13 protein-coding genes are annotated in these 18,908 nt (G+C 34.9%); 2 read left to right on the forward strand and 11 right to left on the reverse strand.

The genetic code is table 11. The annotated features are described in order from the left end of the window. Positions 1-181: 181 nt before the first annotated feature. A complete protein-coding gene (locus V8G56_RS06980; protein WP_395437722.1) occupies positions 182-541 on the reverse strand; it encodes a bleomycin resistance protein in 360 nt (119 codons plus the stop codon). Between the two features lie 177 nt (positions 542-718). On the opposite strand from V8G56_RS06980, the gene V8G56_RS06985 reads away from it, so the two are divergent. Then, entirely contained in the window at positions 719-1,765 is a 1,047-nt protein-coding gene (locus V8G56_RS06985; RefSeq protein ID WP_395437724.1) for a hypothetical protein, read from the forward strand. A gap of 77 nt (positions 1,766-1,842) precedes the next feature. Further along, the gene (locus tag V8G56_RS06990; protein WP_395437726.1) at positions 1,843-5,010 is read left to right on the forward strand and encodes a WD40/YVTN/BNR-like repeat-containing protein; all 3,168 of its coding nucleotides are present in this window, start codon (positions 1,843-1,845) and stop codon (positions 5,008-5,010) included. Between the two features lie 32 nt (positions 5,011-5,042). Here V8G56_RS06990 and V8G56_RS06995 read toward each other — a convergent pair whose 3' ends face one another. The 10 genes from V8G56_RS06995 to V8G56_RS07040 form a co-directional block, all read right to left on the reverse strand. Then, positions 5,043-6,293 carry an alpha/beta hydrolase-fold protein gene (locus V8G56_RS06995; protein ID WP_395437727.1) on the reverse strand — a complete coding sequence of 417 codons (1,251 nt, stop codon included), beginning with the start codon at positions 6,291-6,293 and terminating at the stop codon, positions 5,043-5,045. 106 nt (positions 6,294-6,399) lie between these two features. Next, positions 6,400-7,467, reverse strand: a complete 1,068-nt coding sequence (rsgA, locus tag V8G56_RS07000; RefSeq protein ID WP_395437728.1) for a ribosome small subunit-dependent GTPase A — start codon at positions 7,465-7,467, stop codon at positions 6,400-6,402. A gap of 96 nt (positions 7,468-7,563) precedes the next feature. Further along, on the reverse strand, positions 7,564-9,366 hold the full coding sequence (locus V8G56_RS07005) for a M61 family metallopeptidase (RefSeq protein WP_395437729.1): 1,803 nt from the start codon (positions 9,364-9,366) through the stop codon (positions 7,564-7,566). Positions 9,367-9,538: 172 nt separating this feature from the next. Next, the gene (locus tag V8G56_RS07010; protein WP_395437730.1) at positions 9,539-10,729 is read right to left on the reverse strand and encodes a TlpA family protein disulfide reductase; all 1,191 of its coding nucleotides are present in this window, start codon (positions 10,727-10,729) and stop codon (positions 9,539-9,541) included. Positions 10,730-10,893: 164 nt separating this feature from the next. After that, positions 10,894-12,069 (reverse strand): DmpA family aminopeptidase, encoded by a 1,176-nt coding sequence (locus tag V8G56_RS07015; protein WP_395437731.1) that lies wholly within the window; start codon positions 12,067-12,069, stop codon positions 10,894-10,896. A 156-nt stretch (positions 12,070-12,225) separates the two neighbouring features. Further along, complete coding sequence (locus V8G56_RS07020; RefSeq protein ID WP_395437732.1) at positions 12,226-12,990, reverse strand: hypothetical protein; 765 nt, start codon at positions 12,988-12,990, stop codon at positions 12,226-12,228. Between the two features lie 96 nt (positions 12,991-13,086). Further along, a complete protein-coding gene (locus tag V8G56_RS07025; protein WP_395437733.1) occupies positions 13,087-14,286 on the reverse strand; it encodes a 6-phosphofructokinase in 1,200 nt (399 codons plus the stop codon). A gap of 111 nt (positions 14,287-14,397) precedes the next feature. Continuing rightward, complete coding sequence (locus tag V8G56_RS07030) at positions 14,398-17,007, reverse strand: SUMF1/EgtB/PvdO family nonheme iron enzyme (RefSeq protein WP_395437734.1); 2,610 nt, start codon at positions 17,005-17,007, stop codon at positions 14,398-14,400. 181 nt (positions 17,008-17,188) lie between these two features. Continuing rightward, positions 17,189-18,058: a cation diffusion facilitator family transporter gene (locus V8G56_RS07035; protein WP_395438158.1), complete on the reverse strand. Its 870-nt coding sequence runs from the start codon at positions 18,056-18,058 to the stop codon at positions 17,189-17,191. Between the two features lie 141 nt (positions 18,059-18,199). Next, the gene (locus V8G56_RS07040; protein ID WP_395437735.1) at positions 18,200-18,769 is read right to left on the reverse strand and encodes a hypothetical protein; all 570 of its coding nucleotides are present in this window, start codon (positions 18,767-18,769) and stop codon (positions 18,200-18,202) included. Between the last annotated feature and the right edge of the window lie 139 nt (positions 18,770-18,908).

Raw genomic sequence — 18,908 nt, forward strand, 5'->3', positions numbered from 1 at the left:
TTCCAAAAAGAGTTTGCAAATTTACGATAATCTATGTGATTACCAAATACTATAGCGTAATTTTTATAAGCTATTTATGGTCTTGAAAATGAAGGGGTTTAATATTTATCAAAATGAATTGTTTTTAACAATAAAAAGAACTTAAATTCTCAAATTAAAACAATCTTAATCATGTTTTTTTCTATTCAATACTTTGCCCAAATGTGAGCAAATTATTATCAGGATCAAGTATTGAAAATTCTTTTTGCCCCCATGGTTTTGTTTGTAGGTTACCTGCCGGGTGAATACGGACATCATTATCCAAGAATGATTTATAAAGACGGTCTATATCTTTGGTGCGTATATAAACTTGTCCATAGTTCTCTTTTGGGTTAAGTTCTTTAAATTCAAAAAAATGGATTTGAATTCCATCTTTTTGAATCATTAAGTAGCCGTTATAATCTGCATTACCAAATACTTTAAAACCGAGCTTTGTAATATAGTAGTCTTTTGTAATGACTTTATGACGCATTGGTAGCTTGGGATGGATATCTGTCAACATATAATTCTAATTTTTGAGTACCTGTTCTAACAAATTAAAAATATTAAATAATTTAATATCCAATAAGATTTTTAACCTACAAAAAAAGAAAATTTATGTTTCAAAATTGCATACAAAAAAAGGTGTAAAATATTAATTTTTAAATCCTTAAATTTGATAGTACTTCAATACCATATTATGAAAAAGATTTGTTTAATTCTTTTACTTTGGTTTTATGTCATCCCCGGCAATCTGTTGTATGCTCAGCAAACCATTGGAGAAACGACCATATTATTTTCAAATCAAGAGCCGCTTTTTATCAAATTGAGGATGTCTGTTAAAGACGTGAAGAAAAACACCAATGACAGTACTTTTTTGGAATCCATACTCTATTACAAAAACGAAGTTGGGTTATATGATTCTTTAAAAATTGATTTAAGGGCCAGAGGCAATAATAGACGGGACAACTGTTATTATGCACCATTAAAACTAAAATTGAGTAAATCCGCCACAAAAGGAACATTATTTGAAGGCAATAAGAAGTTGAAACTTGTTTTACCTTGTTTAATTGAATCTCATAATAACGATTATGTTATTAAGGAGTTAATGGCTTATCAGTTGTATGAAATCGTGACACCGGTTCACTACAAAACACGTTTGGTAAACATTGAATTTATTGAAGAAAAAGGAAAACGTACCATAACTAAGGACTTGAAAGGCGTTTTAATAGAAGATATAGATAATGTTGCAAAACGGCTTCATGGTAATGAAATCAAAAGGCGTATCCTTCCGTTACAGCAGGATGATTTGGCGTCTATAAGAAATTCTTTTTTTCAATACTTAATAGCAAATACAGATTTTTCAACTACTTATTTGCATAACGGAAAGCTATTGTTTGTTGATAAAAAAATAATCCCTCTTCCTTATGATTTTGATATGTCGGGTTTAGTTGATGCCAGTTATTCGGTAGTTTCCAATATTCAAAATGTAACATTAGATATCACAGATGTTAAAGAACGGGTTTATAAAGGGTATAAAAGGGATGCACTACTTTTTGAACAAGTGCGCAAGGAATTTATAAATAATAAATCCAAAATGTTTGAAGTCATTGACCATTTGGAAAAACACTTTGAGGATAGCAATCAGTTTATAATTGCAAAACGATTCGTTACTGAATTTTTTGATATTATAGAAAATGACAAATCATTCAAAAAGAAAATTCTGGATAAGGCAAGAGAGGATTAACCTTTCATAACAGTTGAGCCTTATAATTGTTTATATTTGATTGCCTCCGTTTTTAATAATCATCAAACAATCTAAAAATGAAACGTATTGTTCTTGTTATAGGCTTCTTGCTGTCTTTAATTAATCTCCAAAATACCTATTCGCAAATTGATAACGCTGTTTTTCAGAATTTAAATTTTCGGTTTATTGGACCCGAAGGCAATCGTGCTATTGCAGTTGCTGGCGTACCTGGAGATCCCATGATAAGTTATATTGGTGCAGCATCAGGAGGCTTATGGAAAACTACAGATGCAGGCCTTAATTGGCAGCCTATTTTTGATAAACAAGATGTTTCGTCTATTGGCTCTATTGCCATTGCGTCAAGCAATCCTGACGTAGTTTGGGTTGGTACTGGCGAAACTTTTATCATTCGTCCAGCACATGCTATGGGCGACGGCATTTACAAATCAGAAGATGCAGGTAAAACATGGAAAAATATGGGTTTGGAAAAAACAGGACGTATTGGTCGCGTTGTTGTGCATCCAACAAACCCTGATATTGTATATGCAGCAGCTTTAGGACATACCTTTGGCCCACAACAAGAACGAGGTGTATTTAAAACAACTGATGGAGGGAAAACTTGGAAAAGAATATTTTTTATTGATGAAGGGACTGGAGCAGCAGATATAGCAATTGACCCCAATAACCCTGATAATTTATTGGTTGGTATGTGGAGTATTCACATTCAAACTTGGGGACTTAATAGCGGAGGTCCTGGTGGTGGTGTTTACAGGTCAATGGATGGCGGTGATACTTGGGAAGCTATGAAGGATAAAGGCTTACCTGGAGGAAAAGACAATCCTGTGGGTAAAACGGCAGTAGCTATTTCAGCATCCAACCCAAATGTTGTGTACGCGTTATTTGAAATTGATAGCCCGGCCTTATATCGTTCTGAAGATTTTGGTGACACCTGGAAACTCATGACAAGAAATCACGATATTAACGAGCGCGCACCATACTATACACGCATGGCCATATCACCAACAAATTCTGAAGAGCTTTATTTTCCCAATGTAAAATTCTCTATCTCAAAGGATGGTGGAAAAACTATCCTTGGAAACTATGATGCTGGAGGCGATAACCATGATGTTTGGGTTGATCCCAAAAATTCAGACCGAATCATGGTCGCTCATGATGGTTGTGTAAGCATCAGCTTAAATCATGGGAAAAGCTACCAACGTGTCGTTCTTCCAATTGCTCAAATGTATCATGTCGCTGTTGATGATCAAATACCTTATAATGTTTATGGTAACAGACAAGATGGTTATTCTTATAAAGGACCAAGCAATAGTTTGCAAGGCTATATTCCTATCGGGCTTTGGGAAGGCGTTGGCGGGTGCGAAAGTGGTTTTGCGCAACCTGACCCTTTTGATAATAACATTGTTTGGTCAGGTTGTTATGATGGTGGTTTAGAACGTTATAATCTTCGCACAGGTCACGCACGCGATATTCGTGTGTGGCCAGAAGCAGGCTATGGTTGGGCACCTGCAGATATGAAATTCAGATGGTACTGGAATTTTCCATTGGCGTTTTCACCGCACAAAAAGCATCGTGCGTATGTTGGAAGTCAGTTTGTACATAAAAGTGATGATGATGGTCAGAGTTGGCAAATTATAAGTCCTGATTTAACACGAAATGAAAAATCACATCAGCAAGATTCGGGTGGTATTGCCATTGATAATTTAATGACTTGGGATGGAGCAGTACTAATAGCAATTGAAGAATCTGAAATAGAACCCGGTTTTATCATGACAGGAAGTAATGATGGCTTAGTTCATATAACACGAAATTATGGAGAGACTTGGGAAAATGTCTCTCCAAATATTCCAGACCTTCCAGAATGGGGAACCATTTCAAACATTGAAATATCTAAACATAAAAAAGGGACTGCTTACATCACAGTAGATTTACATCACATGGGAAATTTCGACCCTTTTGTATATAAAACTGCTGATTATGGAAAGTCTTGGAAAAAAATAAGCAATTCGGTGCCTAAATCCATACACAGTTTTGTGCATGTAGTAAAAGAAGATCCTAAAAAACAAGGCATGCTCTATCTGGGTACTGATAATGCCTTATATATTAGTTTTGATGATGGTGATCATTGGATGCATTTGAGAAACAACTTACCCCCGTCACCAGTATATTGGTTAGAAATTCAAGAGCGCTTTGATGATTTGGTAGTTGGCACCTATGGTAGGGGTTATTATATTTTAGATAACATTTCACCATTACGCGAATACGTTGAAGAGGCCCAAGGCAAAGACGTCCATTTGTTCAGCCTGCGACAAGCTTACAGGTTTCATGAAAAGCAAAGTATTAAAACTGATGGCCCCAGTTTGAATTCAGGTGAAAATCCGGCCTATGGAGCAGAAATCAATTACTTTTTAAAGGATACCTTGGCTAAAAATGTGGAAATTCAAATAATTTCAGAAAGCAATGAATTTATTAGGACCCTAAAAGGGAAGAACAAGCAAGGTGTTAACAGAGTCATATGGGATTTACGTTACGAACCAACTTACAAACCAATGATTCGCACCACACCTCCAGGGAGACCCTGGGTGCAATTGAAAGGCGAAGGTTGGCGACCATTGGTAACTTGGGATCTGGATCTGATGCTGGGACAATTTGGACCTAAAGTGGTTCCTGATGTTTATAAAGTAAAACTTATTGTTGACAATCAAGAATTTGTAAGCGAATTAAAAGTACTGAAAGATCCGGTATCTGAAGGCTCTCTAGCAGATATTAAAGCCCAAGTTGAAGTGTCCTTGGAATTGCGAGATGCCATGAACCTTGCAGTAAACATGATTAATACCATAGAAGTAGTGAGAAGCGAATTAGATAGCATCCTTCCTAAGCTAAATAAAAAATCAGATATTGAACAAGCCAAGGCTCTCAGTAAAACAGCCCAGTCCATAGCGGGCTCGCTGTATGATATTCATCTTACGGGAGCACGTGAAGATGCCTTCCGCTCACCAATGCAACTGTATGGAAGGTTAAGCGCATTGGCAAGCGATTTAACAGGGCATGGTATCGATTTTAAACCAACTGACCAACAACGTGAAGTACATGTGATATTTAATAAACGTTTAAAAGCAGTTGAAGAGACATTTCAGAAATTCATAAAAACAGAAGTAGTAGAACTCAACAAGCAACTCAAAAAGAGCAAGCTTAAGATTGACACAGAGAAAAAAATAAAAATGTAAAAAAACAATTAAATTAATATAGTTGTCTTCTCTTATTTATTCTTAAGGGTTTCCATTCTTTTCTTATAGTAATCTTGAGGACTTAGGTCATAGGCTTTAGTCACAAATTTTAATGCATTGTCATAATCTTCATTTCTTTCATAGTAATCGGCCATAGAATCATAGGTGTTGGAGCTATTTGGGTAAAATTCAATAGCAAATTCAAAGTACATTTTTGCTTTTTCAGGCTGATCCATATCTATGTTCATATATCCTGACATGGTTAAAATTTCTTCCGGATAAGGCGGTACTGAATAACCAAATTTATTTTGAAGTTTGCGTTCTCTATATTTCACTATTTTAAATAGTTCTTCTTTTGAAGTGTCGGGCGAATTAAATTTATCTGTATTTTCCCATTGATACCATTTAAAAACAGTTATCAAACCGTCTAGGATAGAAGGAAAAGGAATGGTGCCATGCAGGTCTTTAGGGTAAAATTTCCAGTCAAAATCCAATCCGTTTTGATCATTTATTTTTGCTATTTCTGAAAAGGCCATATTGGACCTTGCAAATATGGTGAAGTCTGAGGTGTCCTGCATCACATTATCAATAGTTACTTCTGGTTTCTGCATATGTAATTGCCCACTTAAAGACATAAATAAAGATTTTCCATTGTAGTTATTACTTGAGAATTGGTCTCTTGCTTCATTTAATAATTTTTGGTCATCCCAATCAAGACTTGGATCGATAGCTATATAGTTGGAAAATAATTCAGGACGATTAATTAAGGTATAAATGGTAAACAAACCACCATATGAATGCCCAATTAATGTTCTATAATTAGTGACAGGGTATTTGTTTTCTATAAACGGGATCAATTCAGTCTCTATAAAATCACTAAAATTGGCTGCCTCTCCGTTTTCTTCATTAAATGGCATTCCATACATTTCTGTAACTTTTGACGTTGTCAAGTCACGCATTCTGTGGTTATCGTTTGAAATGCCGATCATCACCATGTCAGGGGTAAAACCGCCGGCATAAAAATCTTGAACATTATTGACTGTGGGTAGCAGTACTTCTCCATCCAGAATAAAAACCACAGGATATTTCTCATTTTTATTAGTGCTGTAATTGGCAGGGAGTTGCACATAAAATTTTCTGTATTCTTTCAGGCTTTGGGAATATATGCTATCTAAAACCCCTACTTTTTGTAAAAATTGACTCTGTTGATTGGTTTGACTATGTGTAAATGGTTGAAATATAAAAAATAAGGCAATAACTAAAATTTCTGGTGTTCTATTCATTATTAATTTGAGTTTAATTGTTGCCAACAGTGAGGCCGTGATTTTGATGTAGAATTGTATGCAGGATTTTTGTGCAATGTACTATAAATTAGATTTATCGTTGGACTTAGTACTTATTTGATTTTCTTGTTTTTTTAAAATGTTTTATCATTTTTCCAAAATCTTTGTCTTTTTTGCGTTTTTCAGCAACCGACGATTCGAAATGCTCTTTTTCCTTTTCCATTTTGAAATAGTTTTCATAAGCATCTGCATCAATTTCTCCTCTGCTAACGGCTTCTAAAACAGCACAGTCAATTTCTGTGGTATGGGTACAATCTTTAAATTTACAATCTTTAGATAACTCAACTATGGTCTCAAATGTCTTTTCCAATCCACCAGTTGAATCCGCAATCCCCACTTCTCTCATGCCAGGGTTGTCAATTAAAATGCCATTATCAGTCACTATTAATTCTCTGTGAGTGGTAATGTGCTTTCCCCTGTCAATGCTGTTACTAATGCCTCCTGTTGTCATTAGTTCTTTACCAACAAGATTATTAATAAGAGTAGATTTTCCAACACCTGAAGAACCTAATAAACAATATGTTTTACCTTTTGTTAATTTGGATTTTATTTTGTCTAACCCAATGTGAGAGTCATTACTTAAGGCAATAATTGAAATATTTTTGATTCTTTTACTGATCTTTTCTAATATTTTTTCCAATTCGGATTTTTCAATTAAGTCAATTTTACTTAAGACTACAATTGGTTCAATTTTAGAATCATAGCATATGGTTAAATAACGTTCTAGCCGGTTAATATTAAAGTCTCTATTAACAGACTGAATGATGAGTGCAAAATCAATATTTGTAGCAATTATTTGTGTTTCACTTAGTTTACCAACAGCTTTTCTTTCAAGTATGGAATGTCTTGGATAAACAGCATGAATTAAAGCTTTATTGTCATCATATTCAGAAATAGCTACCCAGTCTCCAACTGCTGGTAAATCGTATTTTGACTCAGCAGTAAACCTTAAACTTCCAATAAGCTCAGCATCATATTCGGTATTTTTAGTTTTTATAACATATCTGTCTTTATGTTCTAAGATGACGCGACCAATGTCAAAAGAATCTAATTTAAGTTCCTTTCTATATTTTTCTAATTCAGAATCATATCCTAAATCTTCAATAATCATCATCAAGAATTTTTATCAGTATTAAACACAACCATTAGTATAAGAATAATTGTCGATTGTGGACTTCATTCCATCAAAACACAGAAAATTTGAAGATGTCTAGTCCTGTTTTGTAATTGCTTTATTCCTCATAGATATTGCTTTATCAGAAGCATTATTGTCGAACTCAAATACATTTCTATCGTATTTGGCATATAAATTTTCAATGATCTTCATCGATTTTCCATTTCTAATTATGTCCAATTGATATGCATCACCAATTGTCATTTTTGTGATGCTTTCAAACAGGTGTTGATAACTAGATTCATTCAATTCCGTACCATTAATGTGGGTAATAATATCTCCTATCTGAACTTGTATACCCAGATAGTCCGAAGACATGTCCATCACAGTAGGTTGATTGTTATGGTCTGGACGGATAGTAAAACCCATGGTAGGAAGGTTGTCTGGATTAGGCCTTTTTTTATAGTACTTAATACCCAATAATTTCATTTCATTTTCGAAATCAAATGGCACATTATTTTTGATGTGATTGTCAATAAAATCAGCTATTTCCGGATAGGTCATTTCAACCAATGTGTTGAAAAATGTGGCATTATCAAAAGGGGTTTCTTTTCCATATTTTTTAATTAGGTCAAGGTATACTTCACGTAACCCTTTACTTCCATTTGAAAGCTGCAACAGTTTAATATCTAACATGGCTGCAGTAAGTGCCCCTAATTGATAAATATTTCCATATTGTTTATTACCTTCATCTGTAGACCATTCACTGCTAATGCGTGCAAGGCTATATTCGGTATTGTAATTTTCACTATTATTTGCCTTTTCAGATAAATAGTTCAAATAGTCTTGTGGAGTCTCTATTCCAGATTTAACCTGCATGATGTATGAAACCCATTCGGTAACACCTTCATAGAGCCAAACATGTTGGTCTTCTGAAACGGGGTTGGAATAATCAAAATTAGCTAATACCTCACTGTGAAGATGAAGAGGGCTGAGAATATGCATAAACTCATGTGCAATTATATTTTTAAGCAGAGGCAAATATTGAGGCATATCTGGTAGGGCATAAGTTGAACTTAAAGAATGCTCTAAGGCTCCGCCGCCTTGTAATACAGGCATTTCTTGAGCCTCTTTTTGCGAAGAGAAATACATTAAAAAGGTATATCTATCCACAGGAGAATACCCTATATAATCTTTTGCTGCATTAAGAATATCTGAGGCTTGATCCAATACTATTTGAGCGGTAATTTCACCCGAAGGAGAATGGACATATGCTTCAACCTGAATCTTATCAATAGTTGTGGACGCATAAGATAATTTATTTCCTATTAATAACGGGGAATCTGTCAAATGGTAATAAGAGGCTATCTCATAATAACCATTATCACCCAAATTTAGAGCTGTACCAATTTTTTGTGTTCCTTCAAGCTTAATTTTCAACTTTATCGGGGCATTTTTTAGATTTTTAAAATAGCCAAAGACACCATGTGTATTAAGAATAATATAGTCATCATTAATTCCTGTGCCACTCATAGGGTATATAGGGTGATACGCTGTACTCATATCAAAGGAATCGTCAATTTCATATATGATTTTAGAAACCTTTGTTGGTTCAAGAATTCTAAAATCATTAGTGGAAATTTTATTGGTCAGGAGTTCGTTTCCAGCTTTATCATAAACTTTGAACAATTTGACGAATCGTCCAAAATCCAAAGGTTGATGTACTCCTGGAGCATACGAAACAAAGCTATAGACCGCATCATTTTCTGACAATGGTGGCACTGTTAAAGTTACATTAAAGGCATCGTTTTTGTTCGTGAAGTCAACTTGGTACACAAAAGACTTCTCTTGTGCATAAATGCTTATAGAAATGAGGGATAGAATTAATATTCTAATCATAATATAATATTTAATATTCTCTTACTTGTTCATAACCTGTTTAACTATGATTCCATTGGCAGGAAAATACGTTTAGGATTTTCGGGGTTGGAATCAAGTTCTATAAATATAATGATTTTTTAGGTTTAGTATCTATAAAACAATGGATTAACCCCATGTTGACATGAGTTTCTTATTTCTTTTTCATATAACTTTTCACCAAATCCATTAAAGCCTCTGCATGAACATTTTTAGCTATAACCACACCCTTATCGTCAAGAATAAAGTTGGCTGGAATGGTCCGAACACGGATTTTTTTTAAGAAAGGGGCATCATCTCCTTGCAAATCTGATGCTTGTATCCAGAGATTGGCCCCATCGCGCTCTGCAGCTGCTCTCCATGTAGACTCATCACTTTCTAGAGCGTAAGCAATAATTTGTAAACCTTGGTCATGATATTTATTATAAAGAGGTACTAGAACCTCACGGTTTTCCTTTCGGCAAGGCGCACACCAAGAGGCCCATAAATCTATAATAGTAAGCTTTTTGCCTAATTGGTCTTTAATAGTAAGGCTGCCCTTTGTGAGCATGGGCAACTTGATATTTGGAAACACATCTCCTACTAAAACAGGTAAATTAGAGGGATCACTTTCTTTACAAAGCTGTTTAACCCATGGATGATCTGGTTGTTTTTCTCCCCATTTTTGACATTGACTTACCAAAAATTCAGGCACCCGTTCATAATCATTTTCCGGGCTTAACAACCTTAAAGCCACCAATGCAGGAATAAGGTACTGTATGTTATTTGCAAACTGTATGAGCGTCGTCTGATATTGTAAGATAGCGTGTTCCTTTTCCAACAGTTGACTACCATCTTCTATTTGCCAATGCTTTCCTGCAAGATAGGATTGGTATGCTTTATGGCTAGTATCCCTTAAGTCCAGTAATGCTTTATTAATTTCGGAAGGGTCATCAATTGAAAAACTTTTTTGAAACGCATCCAGTTTGGCAGTGATGTACAAAGGCTCTCCTGATTGCCAGATTATAGGCATATAGTTAGACTTCATTGGATCATCAGTTTGTAAATAATTTGGAGCCTTTTCAGATATCTTTAGGGCTAATTCTAACAATACAGGTTCTTTGTCTTTCGGTAGATTGTGGAATTCAAAGTGGCCATCAGAATTTACCACAGCAGAATCTATGACCTTTCCTAAATAAGAAGCTCCTACAGCCCTTAAAGTTTCAGGTTTAATGAGATACATTTTGATGACCTTCTTTTCTGTTCCCTCTAATTTTCCTGATATATCTGCTGGAGCATGGCAGGCTATGAGAGCTAAGGTCATTAAGATAAAACCAGTAGTATTTTTTATAGAAATAATGCTCATTTAGGTTTAATTAAAGCCAAATTTTGGTTTAAGATTAGTTGCGATGTTTAATCAACTAATTTAGCAAATAAAAATTGATTAGACACGAGTGCAGCGAACTGACGTAAGCAATTTTCGTATTTAGGCTTGTACTAGCAATTAATTTTAGACAGTGTTGTACTGTGTTATTCTTTTATACGATTGTATTTTTTTAAAGTTTCAATCAGTAAATCGTGTGGTAAAGCATAGGCTTTATTTCGGTTAATTCCTTCCATAGTTTCAGCTGCCACCATTGCATTAATAATAGCTTCCTCAACCACTTGAACGGTTGCCTCAAAAACTGGCATTAATTGGTCATTCGACATTGATTCAACTGTAGTAGTTTCATCTCGATTAAATGCATTTTTATTTGCAGTTGAGAAGGCTAAAAAGATGTCTCCAGAGCCATTGCTTCCCTTTCCACCTACAATTCCAACTCCTAATGGAATTCTTTGAGCGATTCTTTTTAATTGGTGTGGCAAAAGAGGGACATCAGTTGCTATAATTACTATAATTGAACCATCGCCTTCTTGTCTCCTTGATTTTGGTGGCGCATTAAACTTGTAATTTAAGGTGTCTTTTAATTCAATTCCAACTGGAACACCTGCAATTGATAAATTTCTTTTTGCTCCAAAATTGGATTGAACAATTGCCCCCACAGTATAAGTTGAGTCCTTAATTTTAAAAACTCTCGAAGAGGTTCCTGTTCCACCTTTAAAACCTAAGCACATCATACCAGTTCCTCCTCCAACATTCCCTTCAGCAATCTTTCCGCTCGATGAATTTTTTATAGCTTCTAAAACATGTTTTTCTTCTACGTGAAAACCATATATATCATTAAGGAACCCGTCATAAGTTTCTGCTACTACAGGATAGGTGTACCACCAATCTTCTCCACTATACCAATCTGTATCTACATACCATTTCAAAACTGCATCTCGAACAACTCCAACACTGTTGGTATTTGTAATCATAATAGGTGTTTCTAAAAACCCTGATTCAGTTACCCAAGTTGTACCGGTCATTTCTCCATTTCCATTAAGACTGTACCAATTGGCATAAACTGGACTAAATTTCTTGGCTTTTCCTCTCGGAAATATTGCAGTAACTCCTGTTCGAATAGGTCCTTTGCCAATAATATTTTCTCCATCACCTGAAATAATTGTACTATATCCAACCTCCACACCTTTAACATCTGTAATTGCATTGAATTCTCCTGTTGTTCCAACAAATGGAATTCCTAAATCTCTAGCTCTTGGTTTTTGTCCGTAGGATTGCGAACACATGAGTATTACTAAAAAAAATAAAAATATTCTATTCATATTATTGGTTTTTAATGATGTACAACGTGTTTGTATAAGATTAGTTGCGTGGTTTAAGCACCTAATTTAGCAAATACACACCGAATTGAAAATCCACGAGGATTTTCGTAAGTAGGCTTGCACTAGCAATTAATTTTATACGGTGTTGTGTTTTCGTTATTTAATTAATCTTTTAGGATCTTTTATTTGCTTATCAATTAAATTTATAAGATTTCCAGAACTTTGTTTAAGGGTTTTCCAATAGGTTTCATTAACTGAATAATAGCTGTAAAATTCCGCAAGTCGTTTTCTATTATCTTCATTATCTTTTAGATATTCAATAAAATTTTTGTCGTACTTTCCTATTGCCCAGTTTTCAAACCAAACGTATTGTTTGTATTCTTGGATATTCCGTTTTGAAAGTTCTACCGTTACTTTATTATATTCCGGTAGCTCGGTGTTTAGTTGTGAATAATAACTCAAAATGCCGTTCGTTAAAGAGTCATTTACCAACTCTTTATTATTAAGTGTTTTAAGCAAATCATAACCTTTATTATTTGGTTGAAAGTTTATGAAATCTGTCACCAAGCTCCTAAACGGCCTAAATGCTTCACTATCATAGCTATCAACATTTATATTAGAATAAAACGAGTCAGGAACATTATTTTCAAGTATATCAATTATAAGTTCATTGGTATATTTTATTTTCTTGAGATCAACACTTAATTGTAAAGTGTCATTCACTAAATCTTTTCGTATTTGTTCAAAAACACTAATGATATAATGTTTTTGAAGTAGATTTTCTCTAATAGTATTTATGTAAAGAGCAATCAAAATACCAATGACTACAAGAACTATTTCTCCAAAAGCATACTTCAAATACTTTCCTGTTTTTCCTTTTGAAAGTAAGTCTTGTCTAATTTTTCTAAAGAATTTTATCATTGGTTAGCGGCTGGTTATAATGAAGCACAACAATTAGATATAGGTATTAACTATATTCACACTATATATACACTAAAGGGTTTTTTATACAACTTCTTAGCCTTCACTAGTCATGATGAACAGCGGATTCATTTCAAAACTGTTGTAAAAAGGACGTAAACGTTCTGTATTATAGAATTTATTAATGTTAACTAGTTTAGATTTGCCCACAACCACATCAATTGGCACATTATCATAACGACCGTTTTTAAGCACCACAAGACGTCCATGAATACCTTTTAAGATCAAATCCAGAGCAAGGTTTCCGTAAGCCATTGGAACGATAGAATCAACGGCATCCGGATCACCACCTCGCACCAAATAGCCTAATTTTTGGTTAATCACATTGACTTGTTTTCCATTATTATATTTAGGGGATAACATTTTTAAACGGTCTGAAACTAAATCGCCAATACCTCCTAATTTTGCATGACCAAACTGATCTTTTTCGCCATCCTTAAAAACCATTTCACCGCCTTTGAAGGTAGCTCCTTCTGATACTAAAACTACAGAATAGTTACTTGGGTTTTCATTTCTGTCCTGAACCATTTGTTCGGTTAGTACATCTATATCAAATTGATACTCGGGAATGACACAACGGTTTGCTGCACCTGCCATGGTGGGTAACATCGCTGTAAATCCTGCATATCTACCAAATACTTCAAGAACAAGGAATCGTTCGTGAGATCCAGCAGAAGTACGAAGCGTGTTGGTCATATTAATAGTTCTTGTGATACAGGTACTGAATCCAATACAATAATCGGTTCCGGGCACATCGTTATCCATAGTTTTAGGAATGGCAACTACTTTAAAGCCTTCCTGATATAATCTTACGCCATAGCTTAAGGTGTCATCGCCCCCTATGGGTATTAAATAATCGACGCCTAAATAGGCCAAATTAGACAACACCACTTTGGTCATGTCATTATATTCTTCTTGATATGAATCCTGATGATGTTCTGGAACACTTGCCTTAGGTAAATGACTGGGTCTTGTTCTGGAACTATGTAAAAAAGTACCACCAGTTCTACCAGCTCTATTTACTAAAGTTTGTGTTAATTCAATATAGTTATTACTATTATCATCTTTTGGGTTTTGAGTCATTTCAACAATGCCTGCCCAACCGCGTCTTAATCCAATTACTTTGTACCCTTCGCGACTTGCGCGTATAGTAATTGCACGAATGGCAGGGTTTAGTCCTGGAACATCACCACCACCCGTAAGTATAGCTATAGTGCCTTTTATTTTACTTGTCATATTATTTGAATTAATAGAATTAGAAGAATAATTTGTTATTATTTTTTGCTTCGTTTTTTGTAATTGAACTAAGTTACTTCTTTTTGATTTATTATCATTTTATTAGTCATATTATTTGACTGGACCAAGGTATTGATCAAACCATACCAATGTTTCCTTAACAAAATCAGTTCTTGGCACTAAATGGCCTGCATCATAAACAATCTTTTTCTTAAGATTGGAGGGGGTGCCTAATAAGTCATACATTGGTTTTTGAGAAGTTTCAACGGGGAAAAACATATCATGCTTTCCGTTCAACATTAAAATTGGTTGGGTCACCCTAGGCAAATAGTTGAGTTGATCTACTTCTGGGAAGGTCCTGTTCATTTCCATACCTCCTACATTTAATACAATAGCCTTAATTCGCTTTTCTATTGCAGGTATAATACCACCCATAAATCCTCCCCAACTCCAGCCAAGATAGCCTATTTTGTCAGCCTGCATATCAGATCGGGTTTCGAGGTAATCTACAGTTCTGGAAAATTCTTTACCCCACATCACTACATGGTCTTTGTAAAGAACGGTTTCTTCCTGTAAATCTGAATTAAGCTCATCGTGCCTTTCATTAGTCCCTTTGTAAATGGGGAAAACAAAGGCTCTGCCACTTTTTAAAATAAAATCAAGAGAACCAATATGGTTAGGATCAAATTCTTTACTATAAATATCATTTGAACCAGTAAAAAATATAATAGGTTGGAATGGAGGTTTGGCGTCCTTAGGTAAATATATCCATGCCTGCATTCTTTCATTGTTGTAACCGGCATCGAAAGTAACTTTTTCAATCTTCCATAAATCTTTATCAATTGTGCGCTCTATTTTAGATTCAAGTGGTTTTTTATCGTAAAGGTACTGGTTAAGATAAAGAGCGAATGTTTTATCGTCTACCGGTTTTTCTTTTCGATAATCTCTGAATAAGGCCGATATTGTTCCCTTAAGTTGCGCGGAGGAGGTATCATTGGCAAATGATTTAATACAGCGGAAACCATTAGATGTGCTCCTGTCCATCGCTGATTGCGTATAACTGTCGTTGAAAGCATAGGATGGATCATTCCAACCACCCCCTAATATGTATCGTTGCCCTTTCTGACTGCTTTCGTTGAAACACCATTCTCTTGCATTTCCGGCCAGATCATAAACACCAAATAAACTGTAACCGCTCATACTCCCAACGGGCACGGTAGATTTGCCGCTATAATTACTTAAAGGGACAATAAATTCTGTTCTTGAAGTCTGTGCAACGACACTCCAATGATAGACACTAGGAAGTTCTTTCTTCGCATAGGCTGCATATGCAGAAGCTTCATACCATGAAATACCTGTAACCGGATGATTTTCTAGCCCATTAGGATAAGTGCCTGCTTCCCAGTTGGCAGGACCCCGCCTTCCTGTTTTATCAACAAATTTTGCGAAGGCTTCTTCTGAGGAAAGTTCCTGATCATTTGTGTAAAAAGGGTATTTCCAGAAGGAAGGATTTGTGTAACCGTTGGCATCAATAAACGCTTTGTACTCCTTATTGGTCACTTCGTATTTATCAATCAAAAATTCACCAACTTTTTTTCCTGCTTCCTGTTCCAGTCCTACAATATACATACTAGGGGTATATTTTGGGATTCTAATCATATTTTCCGGAAGACTGCCTGTTGCGTCCATTTTTAGGGTATCAATATCTGATCCTAGTCTTGCATTTGACCATGGGCCTGCATATTCAATAGTCTGATAGCCTTCTTTTCTTATTTCCATTCTTAGATAACCTCGAGGAAATTTTGCATCTTTCAAAGGAGTTTTGCCTGCAAACCTCCAGTTTGATTCCGGTTTGTGATAATCCTTCCAATACACCTCAGCCCCTTCTGGATCTGTTACTATGGAAACCGTAGAAGCAAGACTTGGCCATAATTTAGTTAATAGGGAATCATTCGGGATATATTTTTCGGCTTCAAGGGCCATGTCATATGCTTCTGTGGGTGGTCTGAAATTTTCGTCAACCATTTTTTGAATGGCTGGTAACAATTTGTTTTTCGCATTTTGTTTGTTGATGATACCAGGGACTATAAAATAGCCAAGTGTACTGATGATAACTGAAACTGCAATAAAACGAACCAACAAAGTTCTTTTTTTAAATGATATTTTATCACTAACATACTTAATGCCCTTTCCTTCTAGTTTTTTGTTAAAGGGAACCTCGAGTCCGTCATTACTAATAGAGAAAATCTCCATAGGCTCAGCGACATTCTTCAATAAATATTTTCCGAGGGAAACAGCATGAATATCTTTTTGGTTTTTAATTTCATCAAACACTTTTGCAGAAATAAAAATACTTCCAGGCATGGCCAGTGATTCAAGTCTGGAAGCGATATTAACACCATCCCCATGAACATCTCCTTCTTCAAAAACAACGTCTGCTTGATGTATGCCTATTCGCAAAGGAACTATTGGTTCCGTTTGCATATTTAATTGGACTGCTATTGCCACCCTGATTGACTCTATGGCGCTTCCAAAACTGCAAAGAGCACCATCACCACTAAACTTCACAATTTTTCCCCCATGAAGAGCAAGTTCTGTTTCTAATTTTTTTTTGAGTTTGTCGCGTAGATTTAGTGTGGCTCTTTCATCATTGTGCATCATAGCGGTATAACCGACAATATCAATGAACATGATAGCTGCAAGCTGGCGGGATTGAGACATAGATTTAGTTGGTTTTTAAATGATTTGTTTAATCATACTTTGGTAATGAGCATAATGTGCTCGTACTTGGTTTGTTGACTTAGTACTAAGATAAAGAAAAGAAGGGAACCATTGTGCAGCAGTCTGGAATTTCCAATTAGAAATTTATTAGCAATGACCTATGTGTAATGTTGCGCTGCCTTTATTCATTCGGTTCAATATGGATTAGTACGTGTCCTAAATTTGGTATTTCTTTGCGTAAATAGTCTTTGAGTTTATGAGCAATATCATGTCCTGTTTTTACAGAAATTTCACTATTAACAATGGCGTGTAAATCCACATGAAATTTCATTCCTGCTTTTCTAATAAAACATTTCTCTGTACCTAAAACACCTTTTACCTCTTTTGATTTTTCTCTAATTTCAAGTATCAGGTCGGCATAAAGTTGTTCGTCCATCACCTCGCCTAAAGCAGGTCTCAGAATTAAGTAGCTATTATATAAAATAAATCCTGAAGCAAATAAAGCGGCCCAATCATCTGCAGTTTCAAAACCTTTTCCGAATAGGATGGCTATTGAAATTCCAATAAAAGCCATTACAGAAGTTATGGCATCACTTCTGTGATGCCAAGCATCAGCTTTTAGTGAAGAACTATTGGTTTGTTTACTTTTCTTAACAACAATTTGAAATGAGATTTCTTTCCAAACTATTATGAGGCCTAATACAATTAAAGTCCAGGATTTAGGGGTTTTATGTGGTGTCTGAATGTTTAGAATACTTTCATGAGCAATAATTGTGGCAGAAACCACAAGAAAGGCGGCTACAGCAAATGTAATTAAAGGTTCAATTTTACCATGACCATAGGGATGATTTTCGTCTGCTGGGCGTTTTGCATATTTAAATCCGAATAACACTAAAAGAGACGTAAAAATATCGGTTGTTGATTCAATAGCATCTGCAATTAAGGCATATGAATTACCAAAAAATCCGGCAAGTCCTTTTATGATTGCTAAAGTAGTATTTCCAATGATGCTGAAGTAAGTAGTGCGTATTGCAGTTTGTTCGTTGGTCATTATTTTTTTTGTTGGCATAAAAGGGCCTTGCATATGAAATGTTGTATATGTAAGTTGCTAATTTCGTGAATAAATTCTAACCAAGCAATTAATTATATATGGTGTTAACGATGCCTTAAACTTTAAGAAAAACTCCCTTTGTTATTGGAGTAGATTTATTTGCTCCTCGAAAGCGGCATGAAGTAATTTTGATTTTTCAATAAAGACTTCAGATCTTAAAAGGGCAATTTTTTGATGATATAGAATACAAGAATAAATGGAATAAAATTGTTTGTCGGCCATCATCATGTCATAATCAAAAGGAATTTTTTCATTGATACTTTTTATTGACTTCCAATTGTAGTAAAAATATTTCGAGAATACTGGATTAGCTGCGGAAGTCATATAATTATTATGTTCATTCAAATAGGATACATCTAAAATATCCATATCAATTTCAAAAAGTTCTATTATCCGATTTCTTAATAAGTGATTACTAATTAAATTAACACCTACATTTTTAAGATTTTCAAAAGAAGCTTCAGTAAAAACCGGATCGCAATAGTTGGTAAAATTAGTGAAATCTTTAATCATGCTTTCAGCATATACTTGTTTTGTTTCAATATAGTTTAATACATTTAAACTACTCAGTTTTCCTTCATTAAGCAAGAGTAAGCCTTCTTCTAAGTTGCCTATATTTTTATTGATATCATTTCTGATATCTTGGAGCATTTTTATTTCTTTAATAGTATCTTTTCTAGCTTCATTCTAATTATTGATCTGCAAAGCAATCAAGACCCCAATTACCACAAGAAAAACTTCTCCAATAGCATAATTAAATACAATACTATACCTTGTGTTTTCTCAGATT

The organism is Gaetbulibacter aquiaggeris (assembly GCF_044003965.1).
GTDB lineage: Bacteria > Bacteroidota > Bacteroidia > Flavobacteriales > Flavobacteriaceae > Yeosuana > Yeosuana aquiaggeris.